This is a genomic window from Angelakisella massiliensis (assembly GCF_900104675.1).
Lineage (GTDB): Bacteria > Bacillota > Clostridia > Oscillospirales > Ruminococcaceae > Angelakisella > Angelakisella massiliensis.
This window is the reverse complement of sequence record NZ_LT629945.1, coordinates 1,279,600-1,301,064: the sequence shown is the minus strand read 5'-3', so window position 1 is coordinate 1,301,064 and position 21,465 is coordinate 1,279,600. Positions and strand designations below refer to the sequence as shown.

Here is a 21,465-nt window from a genome sequence, read left to right as displayed (position 1 = left end):
GGGAGCTCCTCTGAAAAAAGCATAGCCTGAAATCTTTTTTTCGTCAAGGTAAAGTTATCATAACAATCTTTTTTCCTGTGGAAAGGATAAAATTATGGAAAAATTGTGAATTTCCCTTTCCTTCTCTTGATTTTCCAAGTCGGGAAGGTTATACTATATTAGCACTCATATATAGAGAGTGCCAAAATTGTACTATTTTATTTCGAGGTGTCATCCTGTGAAAGAATTTAAAGCTGAATCCAAACGTTTGCTGGAAATGATGATCAATTCCATCTACACTCATCGGGAAATCTTTCTGCGGGAGCTGATTTCCAACGCCAGCGACGCCATCGACAAACTCTATTTCCGTTCCCTCACCGATCAAACTGTGGGGCTGTCCCGGGAGGATTTCCGTATCCACCTTACCCCGGATAAGGAAGCCCGCACCCTGACCATCACCGACAACGGCATCGGCATGAGCAAGGAGGAGCTGGAAAATAACCTGGGTACCATCGCCCGCAGCGGTTCCCTCAGCTTCAAGAAAGAAAATGATACCGGTGACGACGTCAATATCATCGGCCAGTTCGGCGTAGGCTTCTACTCCGCCTTTATGGTGGCCAAAGAGGTGGAGGTCATCAGCAAGGCTTTCGGCAGCGGGGAGGCCTGGCGCTGGAACTCCACCGGCGCTGAGGGCTATGATATCGTTCCCGCCCAGCGGGAGCAGGCCGGCACCACCATCATCCTCCACATCAAGGACAATACGGAGGAGGACAACTACGACGAATTTCTGGACCAGTACCGGCTGTCCGATCTGGTCAAACGGTATTCCGACTACATCCGTTATCCCATTCAGATGGAGATGAGCCGCAGCCGCAAGAAGGAGGATTCCGACGAGTACGAAACCGTCACCGAAACCGAAACCCTCAACACCATGATCCCCCTGTGGCGGAAGAATAAAAACGAAGTCACCACCGAGGAATATAACGAATTTTACAAGAGCAAGTTCATGGACTACGAAGATCCCCTTCTGGTCATCCACACCAAGACCGAGGGCACCGCTACCTATGACGCGCTGCTTTTCGTTCCCGGCCGGGCTCCTTATGATTACTATTCCAAGGATTACGAAAAGGGCCTCCAGCTCTATTCCAGCGGCGTGCTCATCATGGACAAGTGCGCCGATCTGCTGCCTGACTGCTTCAGCTTTGTCCGGGGCCTTGTGGATTCCCAGGACCTGTCCCTGAATATCTCCCGGGAAATGCTTCAGCATGACCGTCAGCTTCGCCTCATCGCACGGAGCCTGGAAAAGAAGATCAAGGCGGAACTGCTCAAGCTGCTGCAAAATGACCGGGAGAAGTATGAAACCTTCTGGAAGCAGTTTGGTCGTCAGATCAAATTCGGCCTTTATGAGGGCTTTGGCGCCAACAAGGACCTGCTCCAGGATTTGGTTCTGTTCCACTCCTCCGCGGAAAACAAGCTGGTAACACTGGAGGAATATGTCTCCCGGATGAAGGAGGATCAGAAGCAGATCTTCTACGCCTGCGGAGAAAGCATTGCCCGGGTGGAGCACCTGCCTCAGACCGAGCTGGTGCGGGAGAAGGGATATGAGATCCTGTATCTGACCGAGGATGTGGATGAGTTCTGCCTCAAGATGCTCCACAGCTTCCAGGATAAGGAGTTCAAGAATGTTTCCGACGGCGACCTGAATCTGGAAAGCGAGGAAGAAAAAAAGGCCAGCCAGCAGCAGACCGAGGAAAACAAAGACCTCCTTTCCTTCCTCAAGGAAAGCTTGGGCGACAAGGTCAAGGAAGTGCGGATCTCCCATCGCCTCAAGACAAATCCTGTCTGCATCACCAGTGAGGGCGGCCTTTCCCTGGAGATGGAAAAGGTCCTCAACGCCATGCCCTCCGGCGAGGCTGGAAAAATCAAGGCTGAGCGGGTGCTGGAGCTCAATTATGATCATCCTGTTTTCTCGGTTCTCAGCAAGCTGTATGAAAGCGATCAGGAGAAGCTGAAGGACTACGCCGAGGTTCTGTACGACCAGGCTCTGCTCATTGAAGGGCTACCGGTGGAAGATCCTGTCGCCTATACCAACAAGGTTTGCCGGCTGATTTCTGAGAAATGATGTCAAAGCAGGACGGAAAACTGTAAGGCACTCAGAAGGTTCCAAATCAGTTTTCCATCCCGCCCAATCAGCTATTATATTTCTGTCAAACAACAGCCCAAGGGGGTTTCACAACGCCCCTCGGGCTGTTGTTTTCTGGTTTTGGGCAGAAAACTCTCTTCTTTGCCGGAGCGCACGAAAAGCTTCCGTTGCAATCGAAGGAGAATGCTGTGAAAAGCCTGGGCAAAAACAAGGAGAAAATGACCGCCTGTTTATGTGCCCAGGACAAGTGGCGAAGACGACAGAATATTCATCGCTATTTAAGAAGAGTAAAAAAAGACGCCTCAGCCTAAATTTCCTTTCTTTTCTCTCTTTCATCCACAGGGGCTTTGGATAGAAAAATTCTCCTTGACAAAAGGAGAAAAAAGGAATATATTTAATCAACAACAATAATAATTATTGTTATTGAAATTGGAGGTATCCTGATGAATCTCAAAGGCTCCCGGACAGAACAAAATTTGATGGCCGCTTTTTCCGGCGAATCCATGGCCCGAAATAAATATCTCTTTTTCGCTGACAAAGCCCGCCAGGAGGGTCATCCCCAGGTGGCTGAACTGTTTGAACAGATGGCGAAAAACGAGGGTGTTCACGGCAAGCTCCTTTATGACTGCCTCAAAGGGGTAGGCAGCAGCACCGCTAATCTTCAGGAGGCTATTACAGGAGAATACGGGGAATGGAGCAGCATGTATCCTTCCTTCGCCAAGATCGCTCGGGAAGAAGGATTTGAGGCAATCGGCGTTCTGTTCGATCAAATCACCAAGATCGAAAAGGACCATGAATTTCGGTTCATGAGCGCCCTGGCCCAGCTTCATACTTCCTCCGCCGCTCCCAAGGAAGCGAATAACGCGCCTTCCCCTGCGGTGTCTTCCCCCGTCCCTACACCAAAAACGGTTACTGTTTCCGGCTATCGGTGTATGTTCTGCGGCGCCACCTATGAGAAGCAGCCGGATGTTTGCGATGTATGCCACGCCATCGGCTCTTTTGAATATACCACCTTCCAAAAAAGCGTTTCTGTCTGATTGGTTTTCACAGCCGCAAAAAGCTCTGCTTTTGTCCAAGCCATCAGCTCCAATGATATAGACGGTGGGGGGCTGCCTGCTGCATCCCCTCACCGCTGCAAATTTTCCGCCTTTTAAAACAAAAATCCTGCTTCACAGCCAGAGGGCCGGCGTCCATAGAGACGCCGGCCCTCTGGCTGCTATACATTACAGGTTTGTTCACCGGAGAGCGGAAACCATTTACGCTGCCAAAACTTCTCCAGAACACTTCCTGTAATGGGGAGCTGTTTTATTTAAAAAATCACTCCTGAGGCGGTGTTACTTCCGGCACAGGGGGAACCGGCGCGCAACTGGTGCAGATACTATGCATGAGAGGAAAAAGTGTCTCTCCCCTATTCCCCTGCTGTGTCAACGGCAAGGGGGGGCAAATCCGCCATTCCATTCATACTATACAGTGGGGCTATTCCCAGAAGGAGGTAATACACATGGGGATTACAAATTCCAACAAAGTAATCAATACCGACCGCATCGCCTGTGATGGTGCGCTTCGGGTCACCCTGGCGCTGACAGCAGCGCCGGATATCGTTTCCAACCCCACCGATATCGTGCTGATATTGGACCGTTCCGGCAGCATGACCGGTACACCCCTTGCTGATCTGAAGCTGGGTACAAAATCCTTTATCGACCTGATGGACGAAGCTACCGACAACATCAAGGACGGACAGATTGGTTCAGGAAGCCGGATCGGAATCGTCAGCTTCTCCAATACCGCCACAGCGGATACACAGCTGATCACTTCTGTGGATGTACTGAAAACTGCTGTGGACAATTTGATCGCCACAGGCAGCACCAACCACGGGGATGCCTTTACCAAAGCCATCCAGTTGTTTGATCCCGCTTCTCTCAACGCCAAAGTCATCATCATGTTTACAGACGGCAATACCACCGCCGGTATCCCTCCCGCTCCTGTGGCCGCCGTCGCCAGAGCTTAGGGAATCACCATCTATTGTATTGGCCTCATCGGCTCCGACGGCCTGGATGTCAATGTGCTCAATAACTGGGCCACCGATCCGGATGCTTCTCATGTAGCTGTTACACCTGACGCCGCTGATCTGGAAGCGCTGTTTGCAGAACTGGCTGCCAATATTTCCAAGACCGGCGCTACAGATATCGTGGTTAATGAGGTTGTTCAGCCGGATTTTGTGATCACCAGCATTTCCTCCCCCACCAAGGGCTCCGCTGCTATGCTGGACACTCACTCGCTGAGATGGAATATCGCGGAACTGGGAGTGTCTGCCGGGGAAAGCGCGTCGCTGGACTTCTTTATCCGCCATGTAAGCCAACAGCCTGGAACCAAGCTGGTCAACCAGTCCATCACCTACAGTGATAACGAGGGGAACATCGTCTCTTTCCCCATGCCCACTGTATCAGTAGAATGTGATATCGTAGTTCAGCCCGAGGACTGCCCTCAACCAATGGATCTGACCGTGGAAGGCTACAACGATGCTGTTCTGGCCGATTTTGGGGACGTCTATCTGGAATCCTAAGGCCGGATTCTTCAGCTGGATGTGACCATTAAAAACGTCTGTCCCGGAAGGCGGGTAGCTCTGGCAGCCATCCTCACAGAGGTGGATCAGGAGAATGTGGAGCATCAGAGAGGCATGAAAGCCATGACTATCCCCGCCCATAACTTTCCCATGTGCCGGGATGTACTGGTCAAAGGAATCAAATTTGTAGTGCCGGAGGATTTAAATGTCTCGGGGGAAACCATGTGCAGCCCCCGCAAATTCAAAGCCCGCTTCATCGCAAACAATATTGACACCGACTATACCTGCCTTTAACCGGCTATAAAAAGCTTCACATCCCCAAAAGTGCTGGATGGGATAAACGCAGACGCTGTTCCCGCTTTTTTCTTCGCTGGCTGCGTCTGAAAGGCTTTGATCTCCAGCCTTGGCCACTGCCATCCATGGTCTTATCTGGTATTGAGGGAGGCCCGGATGGCGCATCGTTCCTCTCCGGGAACACAAGGCGAAAAACACCTCTGGAACTGTATCAGCCCGTAAAAGGCGGCTTCGTTCCCTGTCCTGGGTTTGTCTGTCTGGGAACGTGAAATTACACAACAGTACAAACTGAGCAGGCAATACCCAACATGGGTGTGGGACCGGGCCGCCGATGGCGGCAGCAGATGTTTTTCAGACGTCTGTGGGACAGTTGTATGTTCCGCAGGCGTCTTTTTCTATGGACATGGAAGCAACTTATCTGCACAAGGTGGGCATAAGAGAAAAATAGCGCTGTTTTCTCAGACAGAAACAGGAGGATTCTTTCTATGATAATGAACGAAAAAAGACTTTCCCCAACCGCTTCACAAATAAGAATCGACGAAGCGCGGATTATTCGAAAACTTTCCCTGGTCAGCGTGATTGGCAATGCCGTTCTGTCCGCCTTTAAACTGTTTGCAGGAATCACAGGCCATTCCAGCGCAATGATCTCTGATTCCATCCATTCTTTTTCCGATGTACTGACTACACTGGTTGCATGGGCCGGCGTCAAGCTTTCCAAAAAAGAGCCGGATTCAGCCCATCCTTATGGGCACGAGCGGCTGGAATGCATCACCTCACTGATTCTTGGAGTGGTTCTGATGGGTACAGGTCTGGGGATCGGTAAAGTGGGGCTTGAGAACATTCTTTTGCCCCGCAATAATGCTTTGGCCATCCCCAGCACGATCTCTTTGGCGGCGGCTGTGATATCCATTGCCGGAAAGGAAGCAATGTACTGGTACACCCGGTACTACGCAAAACTGATCAACTCCAGTGCCTTTCTGGCCGACGCATGGCATCATCGGTCAGACGCCTTTTCCTCCATTGGTTCCCTGGTTGGTATCGGGGGAGCAATGATGGGATTTCCAGCGTTGGACCCGGCAGCGAGCGTTGTGATCTCCCTGTTTATCGTAAAGGTATCCTATGATATTCTCAAAGACGCTGTCATGAAATTGCTGGACACTTCCTGTGGGGAGGATTATGAAAAGCAGTTAAGGGAGTACATTTTTGCTCAAAGCGGCGTGATGTGCATTGATATGCTTCGTTCCAGAATGTTCGGCAACAGGGTCTATATCGATCTGGAAATCCAGGTGGACGGTGAACAATCCCTGAGAGACGCCCATGGGGTGGCGGAACAGATTCATACCAATGTAGAGCATCAGTTTCCGGATGTAAAGCATATCATGATCCATTTAAATCCAGCCGCAGCAGTAAAATAACATTCCATTCCTGTTCTATCTCCCCATTGCATATCGGTCAAAGACTCCCATATACCACAGATGAAAATAAGAACGGAGCAGTTCTGTCAGTAGCCTATAAAGAAACCGGTTGTTTTCATCCCGACTTGACCCAGGCCGCTTATTGGGATAAAAAAACAGAGCCGGAGCACGACTTGGCTCCAGGCCCTTGCCTGGTGGAACATCGCAACACTATAGATGCCACGGCCTTCGCCCGTTCGCAAGCGTCCTGCCTATTATTTTTTACTCCATAGGAGATAGTTTTCCGCTATGAGCCTCCAGAGCTTCGATGCGGTGATCCTGTATCAAGATTTCCATCTGGCTGATGGCGATGGCATTGAGCTTTGCCAGCCGCTCGGCCTGATGCCTAAATGCATCGAATTCGACACGGTTAAAAGACGGGTTGTATAGAGATTCCCAAACACCCAGGAACTCAATCGTGTTCCGGTTCCGCAGCCAGTTTTGGATAATGTAGCGAGGATTGTCGCTGTCCTTCAGCTTGGCGATGTCAGTCAAGCTGATAAAATCATCTCGCTCGGAATTCCATTGTACACTAATTTCCGCTCCCTTGACAACCAGCTTGTCCACTTGTCCGCACCTCCTTGCTGATTATTTTTTGTAGCAATCCCCGGCAGCCTTCCTCCACATCCCGCCAGGTCGTGTCGAAATCGTCGGTGTACCACGGATCGGCCACCTCTCCGGGACGGTTGGTAAAGTCCATCAGCAGGTGCATCTTGTCGGCAAAATCGCCGCCGCAGATCCGGTACATACTCCGCAGGTTGGCCCGATCCATGCCAATCAGAAGGTCGTACTTCTCGTAATCGCTGTTCAGAAGCTGCCGGGCTCGTTTGCCGGAACAGTCGATGCCATGCTCGGACAGCTTGCGGCGGGCTGGCGGATACACCGGATTGCCAATCTCCTCGGTGCTGGTAGCTGCCGACTCGATTTGAATGCTCTGCTCCAGACCGGCTTTCTTCACCAGATCCTTCATGATAAACTCGGCCATCGGGCTTCTGCAAATGTTGCCGTGGCAGAGAAAAAGTATCCTGATCATGCTCCGTACACTCCAACTCATTACTATCACGCTCAGTATAGCACTGAATCTCAGATTCGTCGAGTTGGATTTCCAGATGGGCGTCAGAATCGATTTTTCTCTGGAGTTCTGCCTTTGACCAGCCAAAACGACCAGCGGCACGAAGATACCAGCGCCGCTCATCCGGCTCCATGTCTGCTTCCAGGATGACTACATTCTGTGTCCAGCTGATCTCCATGGCCAGCGTCAGTAATTCGGGGGCGTCCTCATACATCCGATAGAACGCCCGCATCCGGCGGAGGTTCCGTGGGGAGAAGCCGGAAGCATCGGGGAAACGGCTGTGCAGGTGTTCGGCTGCGGCCACTGCCGCGCCTTTCTCCGGCCGGGAACAGACGATGCGGCCCAGTTCGCAGCAGAGTTTCATCTGGGGCAGCTCAGCGTTCAGCGCGGCGTCCAGGGCTGCAAACATGGCGGAATAATCGATATTTTTGCGGATGTTCATGGCTTCTCCTTTCCGGCAGAACCTGCCTTATTTAGAAACAGGCCAAAGAGAAGCACAGGAGGCGCCTCCTGCGTTTCTCTTTGGCCTGTTCACACCACTTGTACCATCTGCTCCCAGAGCAGGACGAAGCGGTCATTGATGATTTTGTTGTCGTGGTAATGTCCGAACAGCCAGTAGTGGAACTTGGCTCGTTCTTTGACTTCCTCCAGGAAGCCGGTCAGGTGGTCGTGAACATATCCACCGTTTCCCAGTATGTCCACGATGCTGTTTGGGGCGCAGTGTGTGATCACATAGTCCATCTCATAGTGAATGCTTTCCAAGCTGTGCCGAGCTTCCTCATACTCGGATTTATCGGGAAGCTCTTGTTTCCACCAGGAGTGGTGGTTGACCCGGAATCGGGCGCCCATTCTGCGAAGGGCCCAGTATTGTTCTTCGTAATCGGGTGCTTTGGGGTTCAGAATACCGTCCTCGATATCATGGCTTCTGGCACCGCCCATGGTAAAGAAGGAGTATCCTTGCAGGTCAAAGACCTGCCCGCGCATCAGATGGATCACATGAGGACGGATTCGCTGGATCTTTCCGCCGTTCCATTCCTCTGTGGGGTATTTTCTCAGCAGGTCGAAGTTTTCATGGTTGCCGCTGATGAACAGCGTGGTAAAGGGCAAGTCCTCCAGCCAGTCCAGGTTCCGCTCCTCCTTCTTGCCCCCGTCCCATACGCCGCCAAAATCTCCGCAGATGATCATATAATCTTCCTTGGTCATTCCGGCCTGCTCGGGGAAGTGTTCGGGTGCGAACCGCTGAAAGTTGCCATGGGTATCGCCGGTTGCGTAGATCATATCGGTTCACCTTCTTTTGCCTATTATATCATATCCTGCTCCACCTGGATGCCGCCGCGGAGGAAGACCGTGATTTTCTCCGCTGAGTTGACCTTGACCGTATCCACCAGCTGCCGGATGAGAGCTTCATCCCATTCGCTGATGTGGGTGGACGCCTGAGCCATCGCGGCAGCCGCATCTTCAATGCGCCGTACAGCCTGAGCGTTGCTCTGACGCTGTTCTTCAATCAGGGCTCGCTTTTCTTTTAGTATGGCAGCCTCATTCATGATAGCTCTCAGCTGGGCGGTGCAGGCGGAGGCGTCCTCAGCTCGGGCGGATTCTGCCACCAGCTCACGGGTCTGGTCGTTCAGCTCGCCCAGCCGCCTTTCAATATCGGCAAGACTCATGCTCTCGCCGGGAACCGGAGCCAGCTCCATTTCCATGGCGGAGGTGATTTGTCGGATCAGCGTACTCTTTTGACTCATGACGGAGTTGATTGCGGCGAGGATTGCCTTCTGGAGCGGTTCCTCGTCCAGCGTTGGTGAGTTGTGGCAGTACTTGGTGCCGTAGTCCAACCGGCTGACACAGCGCCACACGATGCGCTTCCTGCCTTGCTTGGACCAGGTGCAGCGGCGGTACAGGGTGCCGCATTCGCCGCAGACAAGGCGCTCCGACAAGGCGTATTTGCTGGCATAGGATGTCATCCCCGTGGGGGCATTCTTTTTGGAAGGGCTTTTCCCGGCACTGCGCCGCGCCATCTCTGCCTGTACCGCATCGAAGGTTTTGCGCTCCACGATGCCCTCATGATGATTCTGGACCAGATACATGGGGAGCTGCCCCGTGTTGCGGATGACCTTGCGGCTGATGCAGTCGCTGATGTAGGTCTTCTGGAGGAGGACATCTCCGCAATACTTCTCATTGGTCAGGATGCTTCGGATCGCCGTGATCGTCCATTGGGAGCCGCCGGTCACATTGGGGATCTGCTCCGCTTCCAGCCTGTCTTTGATCATCCGAAGGCTGGCTCCGCTCAAATACTGGTCATAGATCGAACGAACCACATCTGCTTGCTCCTGGATGATTTTCGGCTTGCCGTCCTCGCCTTTTTCATAGGCGTACAGCCGGTTATACTGTATGATTGTCTTTCCCTCGCGCATGGCCTGCCGCTTGCCCCAGCGGACATTGGCGCTGATGCTCTCGCTTTCTGCCTGAGCGAAGGCTCCAAGCATGGTGATGAGGATCTCACTGTCGGCTTCCAGTGTGTTGATGTTCTCCTTTTCGAAGATGACCGCAATGCCCAATTCCCGCAGGGCCCGGATGTAATTCAGGCAGTCCACCGTATTTCTGGCGAAGCGGGAGATGGATTTGGTCAGGACGATGTCGATCTTCTTCTGCTTGCACAGCCGGATCATCTTCAGGAATTCGGGCCGCTTCCGAGCCGATGTCCCTGTGATGCCCTCGTCTGCGAAGATCCCGGCCATGGTCCACTCCCGGTTGGTCATGATCTTGTCGGTGTAGTAGTTCTGCTGCGCCTCATAGCTGGTGAGCTGCTCCTCGTCATCAGTGGATACCCGGCAGTAGGCAGCCACGCGAAGCTGGCGCTGGATCGCCTGCCGGCTTGCGACCTCCGGCTTTGCGGGTATGGTGATGACTTTGGGTGGGCTTTCTTTCATGCTGTTTCACTCCTTCCCAATTACTTGACCGTTTTTCAGCTTGATATTCAGACTTCCATCGTTATGACAATGGATGGCGGATACGGAACTTTGAAGCAGTTCTGCATCCAACGCAGTCATGGGCTGACGCCCGGAAAACACTCTGCGCAGACGAACCGTTTCGTATTCGCGGGAGTCGACGGCACTATCGATGTTCTCTTTCTCGAAGTAGACGCCGACACCGAGTGATTTCAGCTCTCTGATGGTTTCCAGGCATTCCTTGGTATTGCGGGCAAAGCGGGAAATGGATTTTACCAGCACCCTGTCGATCAGCCCTCTGCGGCAATCTGCCAAGAGCCGCTGGAAGTCCTCACGCTTTTCAGCCGATGTCCCAGTGATAGTCCCGTATCTCAGAAAGACTGCTCAGCAGTTCATTTATCAGAGAAACATATCGAAGGCGGTATAGACTGACCTGGCTGATGATCCAATGTTCATCCTCCGCGCCACGAAATATGGGACCACGATATAACATTACAGCTTTCTTCATGAGATTAATTTTTTGCACCACAGAGGTTGCCTGCCTGGCCCCGTCAATTAGACGGTCGAACTGCTGTACATCGGTGATGATATTCAGGTTTGGATTAAGGCGGTAGCCACTGGGCGTTGACTCAATGAGGGGGAAATCACAGATCAAGGAAAATGTCTGCCTGAATCGATAAATATACCCGCGAATATTCCTGCTGGCCACCTCTGGTTCGACACACTCCTCCGGCCACAGCGCATGATAGATCTCCAGTGGGGGGTGGGCGGTTTTGGGGTTGAGAATAATGTAGGTGACAACTCGGCTGCTCTTAGGCGAATTGAAAAAACGCTCACTCAGAACGCCCTTTCTGGTGCATATCTCCATATCACCGAAGAAGTTAATGGCTACATCTTTATTGCTCTGTACCAAATCAGGCATCGGTGCCAACTTCGCACTTTCAATCATTTTCTGCTGAGCCATAGCACGTTGCAGCACATAGGCAAGTGCGCTGAGCATACTGGACCTCTCAAGATAACGAGATGGATTTCGGATGACCAGGAAGCCCGTTGGCTTCGGCATGAAAGGAACCGCAATCAGCGACTGCGCCAACAGACGTTTATAGACTGCGTATTCCTTTGGATTCTGATCCTTGATGATATCTTAACGTTATGGGAGCAGACTCCTCTAAAAAAGACAAAGGCACCAATGCAGTTTTCTACATTGGTGCGCCTGATTCCCAATTCTATGCCGCACTGGCTGGTGCTGTTCCAATCTTAAGACATGATAGAAAACCTCCGGCGAATGTCGGAGGTTTTAGGGATCTAAATTGTCTTCCTGAAAAAGAGGTGAAACAAAAAAAGTGTCTAAACCGATCTCCATGCCCTGACATATTTCGTGAATAATTCGTAGCTTAACCGAATCATAGGAGCAGTTGATAATATTGCTTATTGTAGACTTAGGGACACCGCTTTTCATATACAGTTGATACTGTGTCATGTTGCGCTCTGCCAGTAACTGCAAAAGGCGTTCGCTGACTGCTTGATTCAGCTTCAATTCCTCTCACCGTCCCTGTCCCTGTACTAAAGGTATTATATGGGCAGGTATGAGAAAAATAGTCCCTGTAACTGTACCAACAGTGCTGTTCTGTAGTGATTTATTTCTCTGCCAAGATACAAAAATACAGCCCGTAGTCTCGTTTGGGTAATACTTTGTGTAAGATTGGCAGCCATTATTAAGTTTTTTATTATGTTGCCTTTGTGCACCGTTGCAAACTGCAGATAACATGAAAAACCGGTCGAGATATTGCTCATGAGATCTCGACCGGTTTTCTGTTATTGTGGAATTAACTTATATTACTTCGACTCTTTGCGGAAGCACATGAACCAGTCCAGGCAATACTGATTCTCGCTCTGGTTGTCCATCCGCTCCTTGGCTACGCCGCAACTAATGCCGCTTCCCCGGACCACCATGGCATCTACCGGCTGGATTGGGGCATGGGGAGCAGCACCCATCCTGAGCTGTGCTCCACCAGACACAATCCATATTCAGGGACATACATCGGGTCAAATCAACAACAGGTTTTTTCCTTCACCACTCCTCCGGTGCTTTTTCTACAGCCTCGGTCGATAAAAACAAAAGAGGCTTCTATAAACTGCCTGCACGGACAAAGGGTATGATTCTGGGGTTTATTTCAGGTAATAGAGGAAGGAGTTTAGGCGGGACCAGGCGCTCTCGTCCCAATCACTGTCCATGGCAAGATGTAAGTGGGGGATTCCACCCATTTCACCAGTCATATCCAACAATGTTGCTGTGTTTTCATACCGGGGAGCCAGCGTCAGCACACCAGCCGATGTTCGGCCAAGTTCCCGTGCCTTGGCCGAACGGTACCGACCGTTGGCTCCGGCAAATCTCGGCAGCAGCTGATCCGCTGCAGTACGCATCCCCTCTGGATCTTTGGAGAAGCTGCTTCTCGCCCCCAATAGGCGCCCCAGTTCTGTCATTTGATCCGTCCAGGAAGCGGCTATGACACTTCCGGAATCTCGCCAGAGAAACCAGAGGTACTCGCTCAGGGGGGCACGATACAGAGGCCGGCCCTGCCTTTCCAGCGTTCCCAGCACCCCGTCGTTTAGAGCAAACAGCGTAAGGGGTTCTCCCACCGCGGCAAGAGGCTGGCTTTTGACAGGGATGCTTCCGATTTGCGCCGCCAACGTGCTCAGGCTGTCCCAATTTGGAATGTCGTCTGGACTTAGTGCGCTGCGCTGCTCAGGCGGGGCGCACAGTATGAGATCTCCTGCCAACACAGCTCGGAACAACAGGTCTGGATCTGGGATGTTCTCCGGCAAAGTTTCCAGTTCCGGGGAAACCAGTGTTACCCGCTCCAGTCCCCGGTTGGCAAGCACTGCCTCCACCGCCCACGGGTACTGGCCGTCGGCCTCCGCGCCTTGGGTGGAGGGAATCAGCATCTGAAAGGAATCGGATTCCTTCTCCGCTGCGTTCAGAATACCACCCAGTAATGCGGGGAAGGGAAGGTACTCTTTGGAACTGGTCTCCCCCCGGCCCAAAACCAGGGAAGTGCCGCCCAGAGGCATGGGATGGGTTTCCACATTCCATACCATTTCAGCATATTTCCTAAGATATGTGGTAAACGGCGGCAGATCCAAAACATATAAAGGGCCGTGGTTTGATTCTGGGATATCAACGACTTTGGTAGAGCAGTGTTCCACAGCTGTGAGCTTAAAGTGATCCGGCAGTGGCTGAGAGGAACGGCTTTCCAGACTCTGGAGAAATGCCTCGATGCGAGTAATAACGCCTACTGGTGAGAAGTGCTCATCCACTTCGATGTGCAGATAGGTTTTTTCGCCCATCTCCTTCCGGAACAGATAGGAGAGCATCGTATCCGGTCCGCAGCCGTGATTGGTGAGATAGACGGCGTACAGATTAGGGTGATGGGCCACGAGTTTCGCCCCGGAGAGGATGTGTTGTCCGAAGGGCCAGTACAGATTGGGGTAGTCCGCTGACAGATCCAGGTCGTGAGCAGGTAAATGGGAGAGAGTAATTACCTTGTGCCCCCGTTCCAGCAGCAGACGAGGGATTCCCATATTCAGCACCGGATCGGAAAGACCGTAGTTCCGGGTGATCAGTACAAGTACTTTGTCCTCAGGATTCAGAGAGGAAAGCAGTTCACGACCCTGCCGCTCTACTGCTGCTGTATGCCGGCGTACCGCTTGGGCTCCGGCCATCAGGGCAGGCAGACACCGCAGTTTGGGGATGCCAAGCTGTTTTCCAAGGCCCAGCATAGCTGATGCCATCGCTTCCTGCCCAAAGTCCAGATCGAACACAGGGTTGAGCAACTCAATGCCCCGCTCCGCCAGACGAAGGGCACGGGCGGCCAACTGAGGTGCGGTCTGCATATAGACACAGCCGTAGTTGTGCTCAACCTTGGAGGTCTCATGCCTCATGGTATGGATGGAGGGGAGAAAGATATAGTCAACACCGCGCTCTGCCAACCAGGCCATATGACCATGGATCAGCTTTACCGGGTAACAGGTCTCCGCCTGGGCTGTCTGTTGGGAGAGGCGTATGATCTCCTCGTTGGTAGACGGCGAGAGCAGTACATTGAATCCCAACTGCCGGAAGAAGGCATTTGCCATAGGAAAGAACTTGTGGATCATCAGGGCAAAAGGTACACCCACCGTTTTCCTTCCGGGGACAGGTGTTGGATCATAACCTTCCAACAGCAACCGTGGGCCACGCTGGTAAAAGGCGATGTTGCGTTGAATCTCCGCGGACAGGGCGACCTCCGCTTCCGGCTGCCTGTCGAACCCATGGAAGCGGGTAGGGCCTTTCTTGGATTCCAGTGCCAGCAGGGCGGCGCCGTGTGCTCCACTGATGGAGAAGCAGGGAGAGACTGTGAGCCGATCTCCAAATTCCTGGCGGAAAGCGGCCACGATGCCGGGGTTATAGGCCACACCGCCCTGGAGCACAATATGGTGTCCTACTGGCTTGCTCCCAACTACTTTGTGGAGATAATTTCGGACAATGGACTGGCACAAACCGGCTGCGACCTCTGCCTGGGTGGCTCCCTGTGCCTGGGCAGATTGGATAGCGGTCTCGATAAACACGGTGCATCGCTCTCCCAATTCCACAGGGGACTTTGCAGTAAGTGCCAGGCGGCCGAAGTCCTTCAAAGGGATGTTCATGCGTGCAGCCTGCTCCTCCACAAAGGAGCCGGTTCCGGCAGCACAGATTTTGTTCATTTGAAAGTCTGCAACCTGCCCATTCTGAAGGGAGATGTATTTAGAATCTTGACCGCCGATCTCAAAGACGGTATCTGCTTTGGGCATACATTGGATGGCAGCTCTTGCTTGGGCTGTAATCTCATCTCGCACGGCATCCGCACCGATGAGCCGGCCGATCCGCTCTCGTCCGGAGCCAGTGACGCCAACTGCCAGAAGGGGAATCCGCCCAAAACGGGAGCGGATATTCTCCAGGCCCTTTCGCACCGCTGCCTCCGGGTCTCCGGCGGTGCGAAGATACTGGAAGTCCACCAGTTCTCCGAATTGATCCGTGAGAACCAGGTCTGTGCTGGTAGAACCTACATCAATGCCCAAAGCGCAGCCCTGTGGTGGGATATGGCCGGAAACAGGCGGATCAGATACAAAAACCTTGGGATCAGGCCCCAGTGGCTGACGACGGTGCAGCCGGTCTTCCGTGTTTGAATCCTGCCCACACAGAGAGGCCAGTAGTTCTCCCATGGAACAGGTGCCTGCCTCCTGAGCAGCCAGCGCAGCCCCGGCGGCGCCGGCGTAGAGGAAATTCTTCGGTAAAATCAATTCTTCTTCCGTGAGACCAAAAACATCCCGAATAGCCCGAAGAACCCCCGCATTGTAGCCAACTCCGCCGCATAAAGCCACAGGCTTCTCCACAGAAAGTCCCCGCACAATGACTGCTTTATAGTTGCGGACCATTGCGTAGCAGAGCCCCAGCAGAATGTCAGGAGTAGGCACTCCCTCCTGCTGTCGGTGAATGATATCCGTTTTGGCAAAGACAGCACATCGGCCAGAGAGGCGTGGAATGGAGCGAGCCTTTGCTACCAGTTCGGAATAGTCTTCGATCCGCAGGCCCAGCCGGGACATTTGGTCTTCAAAAAAGGAACCAGTGCCCCCGGCACAGTGTTCATTCACTGCAAATCTGGGCGGAGTGCCACAATCCAGAGCGGTGAGGAAACGGGCGCTCTGACTTCCAATTTCAATGACAGATTTCGCTTCCGGCGCCAGCAGATGGATGCCGCGATGGATGGCGGGAATATCGCCCAGAGTTAAAAGTCCGGGACAGACATCTAAAAGTCGATTTCCTATGCTTCCGGTAAGCATCACTGGATAGCCGCAAGCATTGCTATCCGCCTGCAGTAGTTCGCCGAGAAGTGCCCGAACTGTTTGAACTGCGGCACCATGATGCGCGGAGGATTTGAACCACAAAAGCTCCCTCTCCTGTGAGAGCATAGCCAGTTTGACAGTAGCAGTTCCGCAATCTAAACCGATCCCATTCATAGACAACCTCCTTACATTGACATTTCATTGTCTAAGCAGTATAATAATGGTTAGTTATTGCTAACTATAAAGAAGCTTTTTGTTTTTGTCGGTTGCCACAGCAACACGGAGGGATCTCATGGGTTCGATTTTTGCGGCGATGCGCCGTTGCCAGCTGTTCGACGGTATTCCGGAAGAAAAGTATCAGAATGTTCTTAACTGCCTGCATGGAGAAGTGCGGGCAATTCCAAAGGACACAATTCTGCTGCGGATCGGTGATTGCCAAAAGCGCCCCGGCGTTGTTATGTCTGACACCTTAAGGATCTCACTTTACAGCGAGGACGGAAATCTACTAACCATTGATCGCCTGAGTAGGGGGCGCGTGTTTGGGGAGACATTGGTCTGCTCCATGTCCCAAGACAGCCCCATTCAAATTGATGCCCTTAACGATACAGAGGTGCTCTATCTGGACTTTGACCCTTTGTTGCTGCAGCAAGAGAACGGGTGTCCATACCGGATGCGGGTAACCGCCAATTTGTTGCAGGAAATGGGAAGAGGAGCTTTATTCCTCAACCAGAAAATGCGTATTTTGGCACAGAACCGGCTTCGCAATCGGATTAAGGTCTATCTTCAAGGTTTGCCAGTTGCCTCCAATGGTGAGATACGCTTGGAGATGGGACGTGGAGAGATGGCGGACTATCTGTGTGTAGATCGCAGCGCCCTTTCCCGAGAACTGGGCCGAATGCAGAAAGAGGGTATTCTTACTTATCAGGGACAGGTTATTCAAATTTTGGACAGTAAGTTTTTAACCGCATAGACAGAATAATAAATATCCCCCCGCAAAGCGGGGGGTATTTCCGTTTCGGGCATAGCCCTAATACTACAGGCAACGCACAAGTGCGTTTTTTATTGGCCTGCCAGCCACGCATAGGATTACTTGCTACCCGTAAACGGGTCTCTGGGATCGTAAAGACTTATTTGATCACTTTCTCGATCCATCTTTAATTGGTTCTCGATATACTCTTTTATTGCTTTTGTATTCTTTCCTACTGTGTCCACGTAATATCCTTTGCACCAAAATTCACGGTTCCGATATGCAAACTTCATATTCCCAAACTTTTGAAATATCATTAAACTGCTTTTTCCCTTGAGGTATCCCATAAATCCCGATACACTCATTTTTGGGGGGATACTTAGAAGCAGATGGATGTGATCTGGACATACTTCTCCCTCTATAATCTCAACCCCCTTCCATTGACACAGTGTTCTGATGATATCTCTTATTGCTGCTCTTTTTTCGTTATAGAATACTTTTCTTCTATACTTTGGCGCAAATACCACATGATATTTACAATTCCACTTCGTATGTGCTAGACTGTTTGTGACGTTATTTTGCTCTGGCATTTTAATGTCCTCCTAATGTGTTTTTCAGCGTAACTGGCAGGTCACGTTTTTACTTTAACACATTAGGAGTTTTTTTATCTTTTTCACCGCTTAAGCTCTTTTGAACCACGCGACTATCGCGTGGTTTTCTTTACACAAAAATCAGGGCTATCCGTTGCCATAGCAACGGACGGTCCTGTTGTTTTATGTAATAATCCTGCTTGTGGTTAGCTATGTCTAACCACAAGCAGGATTATATTGATTCAGATTGGAGGATCTCAAATGAAACGCACCCTTGCTTCCATCCTGGCTTCTGCTATGATGCTCTTTGCCCTGGCTGGTTGTGCCGGGGGCAATGCGCCTGCGGACAGCACCAACCAAAACGACACAGCAGAGGAATCCAGCCAGGCCGCCGAACCGATTACCATCTCTGTAGGCGTGCCCACTGCCCCGCCTGCTCTGCCGGTTCTTCACATGATGGAGGAGCAGCTGCTGGGGGAGAATGTGACAATTGACCTGAATGTGTGGAATGCCCCGGAAGAACTTCTGGCTATGGTCCAGGGCGGAGAACATGACCTGTACGCATTTCCCCTGACCGTGATATCCACCCTCTATAATAAGGGACTTGATGTACGTCTGATGAATGTGAACACCTGGGGCGTTACGTACTTTATGACCACCGATCCGAATTTCACAACCTGGAGTGACCTGGAGGGCAAGACGGTATATATCCCGCTTCAGTCCTCTCCTCCGGATGCGCTCACCCAGTATTTTATGAGTGAAGCCGGCCTGACGGTGGGTGAAAATGTCCAGGTGGTCTACGCCAGTACTGCAGAAGTAGCCGCCCTTTTGGCCTCCGGGGAGGCGGAATACGCCACCTTGATCGAGCCCCAGGTTACTTCCGCCATGGTACAGAATGAGAATGTGCGCCGGGCACTCAGCTTTGAAACCGAGTGGCAGCGATCCACCGGCACCGATACCATGATCCCCAACGCGGGCTTCGGCACCACGCAGACCTTCCTGGACGCGAACCCGGAGCTGGCCGCCCAGTTCCAGGCGGCTTATGAGGAGAGCGTGCAGTGGGTGCTGGATCACCCGACCGAGGCTGCTGCTCTGGCTGAGGAGTATCTGGATATGAACGCTGCTGTGGTAGAAGCTGCCATTCCCAATATGGGCTTGACCTTTAAGAGTGCCCAGGATGCCAAGGAGGAGCTGGATACCTTCTATAACCTTCTTTACAACTTTGAGCCCTCTATGATCGGCGGAGAGTTGCCCGATGAGGGACTGTTCTATGCAGGGTAAGACGGGACTATGGTTCCGCCGTGCCTTGGGAGTGTGCCTACTGCTGGGAGCCTGGCAGTTGGCCGCTCTCTTTTTCCCGCCGCTGGTGGTGCCCCCCATTGCCCAGGTCCTTTCCACATTGGTTAGGTTGATGACGCAGTCGGACTTCGGAGCCACCATAGGAACAACAATCCTGAGGCTGATTGCCGGATTGGCCATCGGTGTGGGAGTTGGCGCTGTTCTGGGACTGTTGTTTGGCCTGTGTCCCAAGATAGAGGACGTGGGAACCCCACTGATCCATGTACTCCAAGCCATTCCGCCCGTATGTTGGGTGGTTCTGGCACTGGTGTGGTTCGGATTTAACGGAAAGCCCTGCGTCTTCATTGTAGCCACAGCCACAGTTCCAACTGTGGTGATCAACCTTAGTCACGGCGTCCGCAGCGTAGATCCACGGCTGTTGGAGATGGCGCGCCTTTACCAATTTTCCCGCTGGAAGACGCTGCGCCATGTAACCCTTCCGTCTATCCGCCCCTATTTCCGCTCAGCGCTGGAAATCGTGATCGGAGGCGGATGGAAGCTGGCAGTTATGGGAGAGGTTCTTACCACAAACAGCGGAATCGGAGGAGCCATCACCACAGCCCGGCTCAACATTGAGCCCGATGCCATCATTGCCTGGTCGTTGCTGTTGGTATTGGGATGCTATCTTACACAGAGATTGCTGAGGATGGCTTTTTGCGGGAAAGAAGGTGTGACATGCTGAAACTGAGTGGTATTAGCAAGTCCTATGACGGATTACCTGTCCTGTCTGACTTGTCTTTGACTCTTTCTCCGGGGGAGATCGTGGCCCTGATCGGTCCCTCCGGCTGCGGAAAGACCACGCTTCTTAACCTGATTTCAGGCCTGGCAACACCTGACACGGGTACCATCGAGGGAACCAATACTCGGCTGAGCTATATGTTTCAAAGTCCACGCCTGCTGCCGTGGCGAACAGTGGAAGAAAACATTCGTCTGGTTCGTGAGGATGCTGAGCCGGAGGCAGTGCGTACCCTCATTTCAGATGTAGGGCTGAAAGGCTTTGAGGGATACTACCCCACGCAGCTCTCCGGGGGCATGGCCCGTCGCTGCGCGCTGGCACGGGCCTTCCATTTTGGCGGAAAGTTCTTCCTGATGGATGAGCCCTTTCAGGGGCTGGACTACGGCATTCGCATGGAGATGGTGAATATGCTTCTGGAGATCTGGCAGATCAAAAAGCCGGGTGTTCTGTTTGTCACCCACGAAATTGATGAGGCGTTGACCGTGGCCACCCGAATTGCTGTCCTGACACCCAGGCCAACCACCATTCAAACATGGATCACCCTGCCTGGCCGGGAAGGCCGGGATGCCTCGGCACCGGAGCTGACTGAGATCCGGCGGGAAATTATTGGTCGCATCACAGCCTGATCGTTGTTGCTGTGGCAATGGAATGATCCCGTTTCCTGGGGTATCATAAGGATAAAACGACCCATGGAGGTATGAGTAATGGACTTTTTACGCAACCTGCCCACACAGCAGCCCCAGCAGCTCACCCAGCTGATTCAGATTCAACCTGGCCGCGTGGTCAGTATGGCTATGAGCCGGCAGGAACACTGCCAAATGACTCTTTTGGCCTTCGGCGACGGGGAGAGTATCAGTGAGGAATGCTATTTTGGCGATACCCTCTACTACATTCTGGAGGGGGCGCTTTTTGTCTCTGCGGGTGAGGACAGCCGCTGTCTTCAAATGGGCGATTGCTTGGCTGTTCCCGCCCATACTCCCCACGCAGTAGTTGCTCCGGATGGCTGCAAGCTGCTGCAGATCACGCTTTCATAATGATTTAGGAGGAATAATTCATGGAAACCCTGATTAAGAATGTCCCTCATGCGCAGCCCTTTGCCTTGAAGGGGCAAGTGGAATATGAAGCGGGTAAGGTTGTCAGCCTGACCCTGGCCCAACAGCCCGGTGCGGGGATCACCCTATTTGCCTTTGATGCGGGTGAGACCATCAGCACCCACGCTGCTCCCGGAGACGCTATGGCGACTATTTTGGAAGGAACGGCACAAATTACCATTGACGGCGTTCCCCACACCTTGAACGCAGGAGAAGCCGTTATCATGCCTGCCGGCATCCCTCATGCGGTACAGGCGGTGACAGCGTTCAAGATGTACCTGGTGGTCGTGAAGATCCCGTCCTGCTGACAGAATAAGAACGGATTCTATAGAAGCGTTTTGACATTTGTAAAGCCAGTTTTTTATTCCAGTCCTGTCAGCAATTCGGCACACCCAGCATATCCAGCTCTGTGGGATCATGCGTGACAAGCAGCA

Annotated in this window: 21 protein-coding genes, 2 pseudogenes and 1 riboswitch; of the genes and pseudogenes, 12 read left to right on the top strand and 11 right to left on the bottom strand. The window is 52.4% G+C overall.

The genetic code is table 11. The annotated features are described in order from the left end of the window. Positions 1–217 precede the first annotated feature (217 nt). The 6 genes from htpG (at position 218) to BQ5383_RS11555 (ending at position 6,394) form a co-directional block, all read left to right on the top strand. Positions 218–2,101 carry a molecular chaperone HtpG gene (gene htpG, locus BQ5383_RS11585; protein WP_207646812.1) on the top strand — a complete coding sequence of 628 codons (1,884 nt, stop codon included), beginning with the start codon at positions 218–220 and terminating at the stop codon, positions 2,099–2,101. 464 nt (positions 2,102–2,565) lie between these two features. After that, positions 2,566–3,159, top strand: a complete 594-nt coding sequence (locus BQ5383_RS11575) for a rubrerythrin family protein (protein WP_071432144.1) — start codon at positions 2,566–2,568, stop codon at positions 3,157–3,159. Between the two features lie 464 nt (positions 3,160–3,623). Beyond that, positions 3,624–4,130 (top strand): VWA domain-containing protein, encoded by a 507-nt coding sequence (locus tag BQ5383_RS21585; protein ID WP_071432143.1) that lies wholly within the window; start codon positions 3,624–3,626, stop codon positions 4,128–4,130. A gap of 54 nt (positions 4,131–4,184) precedes the next feature. Continuing rightward, the gene (locus BQ5383_RS21580) at positions 4,185–4,685 is read left to right on the top strand and encodes a hypothetical protein (protein WP_071432141.1); all 501 of its coding nucleotides are present in this window, start codon (positions 4,185–4,187) and stop codon (positions 4,683–4,685) included. A gap of 21 nt (positions 4,686–4,706) precedes the next feature. Beyond that, on the top strand, positions 4,707–4,979 hold the full coding sequence (locus BQ5383_RS21575) for a hypothetical protein (protein ID WP_071432139.1): 273 nt from the start codon (positions 4,707–4,709) through the stop codon (positions 4,977–4,979). A gap of 278 nt (positions 4,980–5,257) precedes the next feature. After that, a riboswitch (NiCo riboswitch) is annotated at positions 5,258–5,351 on the top strand. A 113-nt stretch (positions 5,352–5,464) separates the two neighbouring features. Next, positions 5,465–6,394, top strand: a complete 930-nt coding sequence (locus tag BQ5383_RS11555; protein ID WP_071432137.1) for a cation diffusion facilitator family transporter — start codon at positions 5,465–5,467, stop codon at positions 6,392–6,394. 261 nt (positions 6,395–6,655) lie between these two features. Here BQ5383_RS11555 and BQ5383_RS11550 read toward each other — a convergent pair whose 3' ends face one another. From BQ5383_RS11550 to BQ5383_RS11515, 10 genes and pseudogenes are all read right to left on the bottom strand, one after another. Next, entirely contained in the window at positions 6,656–7,000 is a 345-nt protein-coding gene (locus tag BQ5383_RS11550) for a KilA-N domain-containing protein (RefSeq protein WP_071432136.1), read from the bottom strand. Further along, complete coding sequence (locus tag BQ5383_RS11545) at positions 6,966–7,466, bottom strand: low molecular weight protein-tyrosine-phosphatase (protein WP_071432135.1); 501 nt, start codon at positions 7,464–7,466, stop codon at positions 6,966–6,968. Before BQ5383_RS11545 ends, BQ5383_RS11550 begins: the two co-directional genes overlap by 35 nt. Positions 7,467–7,554: 88 nt before the next feature. Then, positions 7,555–7,869 (bottom strand): annotated as a pseudogene (locus tag BQ5383_RS22005) (DUF1016 N-terminal domain-containing protein); the annotation flags it as partial. A gap of 167 nt (positions 7,870–8,036) precedes the next feature. After that, entirely contained in the window at positions 8,037–8,783 is a 747-nt protein-coding gene (locus BQ5383_RS11540) for a metallophosphoesterase family protein (RefSeq protein ID WP_071432134.1), read from the bottom strand. Positions 8,784–8,806: 23 nt separating this feature from the next. Next, positions 8,807–10,432 carry a recombinase family protein gene (locus tag BQ5383_RS11535; protein WP_071432133.1) on the bottom strand — a complete coding sequence of 542 codons (1,626 nt, stop codon included), beginning with the start codon at positions 10,430–10,432 and terminating at the stop codon, positions 8,807–8,809. A 180-nt stretch (positions 10,433–10,612) separates the two neighbouring features. Continuing rightward, positions 10,613–10,810, bottom strand: a pseudogene (locus BQ5383_RS21570) (recombinase family protein); the annotation flags it as partial. Then, on the bottom strand, positions 10,791–11,450 hold the full coding sequence (locus BQ5383_RS11525; RefSeq protein ID WP_139193411.1) for an AfsR/SARP family transcriptional regulator: 660 nt from the start codon (positions 11,448–11,450) through the stop codon (positions 10,791–10,793). The pseudogene BQ5383_RS21570 and the gene BQ5383_RS11525, both read right to left, overlap by 20 nt. A 297-nt stretch (positions 11,451–11,747) precedes the next feature. Beyond that, on the bottom strand, positions 11,748–11,954 hold the full coding sequence (locus BQ5383_RS11520; protein ID WP_256439439.1) for a helix-turn-helix domain-containing protein: 207 nt from the start codon (positions 11,952–11,954) through the stop codon (positions 11,748–11,750). A gap of 332 nt (positions 11,955–12,286) precedes the next feature. Beyond that, positions 12,287–12,445: a hypothetical protein gene (locus BQ5383_RS20115; protein WP_235821975.1), complete on the bottom strand. Its 159-nt coding sequence runs from the start codon at positions 12,443–12,445 to the stop codon at positions 12,287–12,289. Positions 12,446–12,619: 174 nt separating this feature from the next. Continuing rightward, entirely contained in the window at positions 12,620–16,483 is a 3,864-nt protein-coding gene (locus tag BQ5383_RS11515) for an acyl-CoA dehydratase activase (RefSeq protein ID WP_071432126.1), read from the bottom strand. A gap of 118 nt (positions 16,484–16,601) precedes the next feature. Here BQ5383_RS11515 and BQ5383_RS11510 point away from each other — a divergent pair, with 118 nt between their 5' ends. Beyond that, positions 16,602–17,279 (top strand): Crp/Fnr family transcriptional regulator, encoded by a 678-nt coding sequence (locus tag BQ5383_RS11510; protein ID WP_071432124.1) that lies wholly within the window; start codon positions 16,602–16,604, stop codon positions 17,277–17,279. Between the two features lie 116 nt (positions 17,280–17,395). Here the strand turns inward: BQ5383_RS11510 and tnpA are convergent, their stop codons facing one another. After that, the gene (gene tnpA / locus BQ5383_RS11505) at positions 17,396–17,866 is read right to left on the bottom strand and encodes an IS200/IS605 family transposase (protein ID WP_071428887.1); all 471 of its coding nucleotides are present in this window, start codon (positions 17,864–17,866) and stop codon (positions 17,396–17,398) included. A 261-nt stretch (positions 17,867–18,127) separates the two neighbouring features. On the opposite strand from tnpA, the gene BQ5383_RS11500 reads away from it, so the two are divergent. The 5 genes from BQ5383_RS11500 to BQ5383_RS11480 all read left to right on the top strand — a co-directional run bounded on the left by BQ5383_RS11500 (position 18,128) and on the right by BQ5383_RS11480 (position 21,339). Then, complete coding sequence (locus tag BQ5383_RS11500) at positions 18,128–19,147, top strand: ABC transporter substrate-binding protein (RefSeq protein ID WP_071432122.1); 1,020 nt, start codon at positions 18,128–18,130, stop codon at positions 19,145–19,147. Then, positions 19,137–19,886 (top strand): ABC transporter permease, encoded by a 750-nt coding sequence (locus BQ5383_RS11495; RefSeq protein ID WP_071432120.1) that lies wholly within the window; start codon positions 19,137–19,139, stop codon positions 19,884–19,886. The genes BQ5383_RS11500 and BQ5383_RS11495 overlap by 11 nt, the downstream gene beginning before the upstream one ends. Next, on the top strand, positions 19,880–20,566 hold the full coding sequence (locus BQ5383_RS11490; RefSeq protein WP_071432118.1) for an ABC transporter ATP-binding protein: 687 nt from the start codon (positions 19,880–19,882) through the stop codon (positions 20,564–20,566). The genes BQ5383_RS11495 and BQ5383_RS11490 overlap by 7 nt, the downstream gene beginning before the upstream one ends. 78 nt (positions 20,567–20,644) lie before the next feature. After that, positions 20,645–20,974 carry a cupin domain-containing protein gene (locus tag BQ5383_RS11485; RefSeq protein WP_071432116.1) on the top strand — a complete coding sequence of 110 codons (330 nt, stop codon included), beginning with the start codon at positions 20,645–20,647 and terminating at the stop codon, positions 20,972–20,974. Positions 20,975–20,994: 20 nt separating this feature from the next. Then, on the top strand, positions 20,995–21,339 hold the full coding sequence (locus BQ5383_RS11480; protein WP_071432114.1) for a cupin domain-containing protein: 345 nt from the start codon (positions 20,995–20,997) through the stop codon (positions 21,337–21,339). Positions 21,340–21,465 lie beyond the last annotated feature (126 nt).